The sequence below is a fragment of the Ramlibacter sp. genome (assembly GCF_013697775.1).
GTDB lineage: Bacteria > Pseudomonadota > Gammaproteobacteria > Burkholderiales > Burkholderiaceae_C > Ramlibacter.
Map to the genome: position 1 here is coordinate 1 of NZ_JACCWG010000334.1, position 2,095 is coordinate 2,095.

Below are 2,095 nucleotides of genomic sequence, written 5' to 3' on the forward strand. Positions count from 1 at the left end.
ACGCTCTTCATGCGTCAGCGCAATCGCCTGCGGGCGCCTCGCAGCCTGCGCCTCGAACAAGCCATGCAGCGTGCCGTCCACGTCGTAATGCCGCGCGTCGTTGCAAGCAGCCAGGATCGCGCCCTGCGCCACCGCATCCAGCAGCGGCAATTGCGAAATGCGCGCCTGCGGCTGATCGCAGATCGCCTCGGCCAGCCGCTCCAGGTGTCCGTGCCAGCGCGCCAGCGTCGCCGCGTCGAACAAGTCGGTGTTGTAGACGTAGGAAATCGCCAGGTGGTCGCCCGCCAGGCGCATTTCCACCTTGATCTCGAAATCCGCCTGCACGCCCAGCGCGCTGGATCGGCCCGCGATGCGCAGGCCCTCGGCCGAACTGAAGTCGTCCAGCGCGCCGCCCAGCTCCGCCTCGTCGTAGTAGTTCAGCACCACCTGCGCGAACGGCATGTACGCGGGGTTGCGGCTTTCCACCAGGTTGGACAGCACCAGCTCGAACGGCAGCGGATAGTCGTGCACCGCCAGCACCTGTTTGGCCGTAACGGCCAGCACGTCGCCGAACACCGTGTCCTCGTCGATGGTGCTGCGCAGGGTGACGATGTTGGCGAAGATGCCGATCAGCGACTCAGTGCCGTACGGCCGGTTGGCCGACAGGCTGCCCAGGGTCAGGTCGTTCTGGCCGCACAGGCGGTGGAACAGCGTCTTGAACGCGGACGCCATCACCATGAACAGCGTCGCGCGCGAGGCGCTGCCCAGGGCCATGAGGCGCTGCGTCAGCGCGGGCGAGAAGGCCGCGTTGTGCCACTGGCCGCGGTAGGTCATGGCGGCAGGCCGCGGCCGGTCGGTCGGCAGGGCCAGCAGGTCGGGCGCGCCCGCCAGCTGGCCGCGCCAGTAGTCCAGCTGCTCGCGCAGCACCGGGCCGCTCAGCTGCTCGCGTTCCCAGTGGCAGTAGTCGGCGTACTGGATCGGCAGCTGCGGCACCGGCAGGCCATCGTACAGGCGCATCACCTCTTCCATCAGTACCCGGAACGACCAGGCGTCGTACAGGATGTGATGCAAGGTCATCAACAGCACGTGCTCGCCCTCGCCGGCCTTGAGCAGCCGCACGCGGAACAGCGGCCCCTTTGCCAGTTCGAACGGCGTGCCGGCTTCCTCGCGCATGGCACGCTCCACGGCCTGCTGCGCGGCCTCGGCGCCGAGCGCGCTGAAATCCTCCAGCGCAACGGCCAGCGGCGCGGCCGGCGCGATCACCTGCTCGGGCACGCCGCCGCGGTGGCCGAAGGTGGTGCGCAGCGGTTCGTGCCGTGCGACCAATGCATCGAAGGCGTTTGCCAGCCGCTGCATGTCCCAGCCGCCGCGCAGGTTCAGCGCCACCGGCATGCTGTACGACAGCACGCCCGGCTGGTACTGCTCCAGGAACCAAAAGCGGTTCTGCGCGTACGACAGGGGAATGGCGCCGTCGCGCGGTACCGGCACGATGGGCGCGCTCACGCGGCCGGCGCGCTCGCCGCGCGCGGTGTCGATGCGCGCGGCCAGTTCCGCCACGCTGGGCGCCTCGAACAGCGCGCGCAGCGGCAGCTCCACGCCCAGCTGCGTGCGCACCTTGGAGATCACGCGCGTGGCCAGCAGCGAATGGCCGCCCAGGTCGAAGAAGTTGTCGTGGATGCCCACGCGGTCCAGGCCCAGCACGTCGGCCCAGATGCGCGCGGTTGTCTCTTCCACCGGCGTGCGCGGCGCCACGTAGCCGGCGTCGCCGCGCGTGAGGTCGGGCGCGGGCAGCGCCTTGCGGTCGATCTTGCCGTTGGGCGTGAGCGGCATGGCGTCCAGCACCACCACGTGCGCCGGCACCATGTAGGCGGGCAGCTGCGCGCGCAGTCGCTCGAGCACGCTGTGCTGCAGGCCCGACTGCCTGTCCTCGGAATACGGCTCGTGCGCCAGCGCGCGCAGGTCGGCGTCGCCCGCGCCGGCTACCGGGTACAGCGCCGACCAGTCCACCACCGGCCCGTCGCCGTCGCGCGGCGTGCGCAGGAACACCGCGTGCACGCCGCCCTCCTCGCCGGACGCGAGCGCGAAGCGCACGCTGTAGCCGCGTTCGGCGCCGATG

The 2,095-nt window shown here is 70.6% G+C and carries 1 protein-coding gene; it reads right to left on the reverse strand.

Features of this window, described 5'->3' with window-relative positions; all coding sequences use genetic code 11:
- Positions 1-2,095 (reverse strand): condensation domain-containing protein (locus tag H0U68_RS16830; RefSeq protein ID WP_296357641.1); only part of this gene is annotated, 2,095 nt, incomplete at both ends.